Source organism: Paenibacillus agri (genome assembly GCF_013359945.1).
Lineage (GTDB): Bacteria > Bacillota > Bacilli > Paenibacillales > Paenibacillaceae > Paenibacillus_AQ > Paenibacillus_AQ agri.
This window is the reverse complement of record NZ_JABWCS010000076.1, coordinates 1-249: the sequence shown is the minus strand read 5'-3', so window position 1 is coordinate 249 and position 249 is coordinate 1. Positions and strand designations below refer to the sequence as shown.

Genomic DNA, 249 nt, shown 5'->3' with positions numbered 1-249 from the left:
GTTTCAGCTAAAAGATGTTCTAAAACGCAAATTCGTTTCGGTATCCAGTTTTCAAGGATCAAGTTTCTGTAATTACGTGACAATCACGACTGTGATGTCTGGAATTACAGACAGTTCAAATAAAGTTATTGGTGGAGCCAAGCGGGATCGAACCGCTGACCTCCTGCTTGCAAGGCAGGCGCTCTCCCAGCTGAGCTATGGCCCCATAAAGGTAAGTTATTCAAATGTTATATGGTGGGCCTTGGTGGA

Annotated in this window: 1 tRNA gene; it reads right to left on the bottom strand. The window is 44.6% G+C overall.

Features of this window, described 5'->3' with window-relative positions:
* Positions 1 to 129 precede the first annotated feature (129 nt).
* Positions 130 to 205 (bottom strand) — tRNA-Ala (locus HPT30_RS00345).
* Positions 206 to 249: the final 44 nt, after the last annotated feature.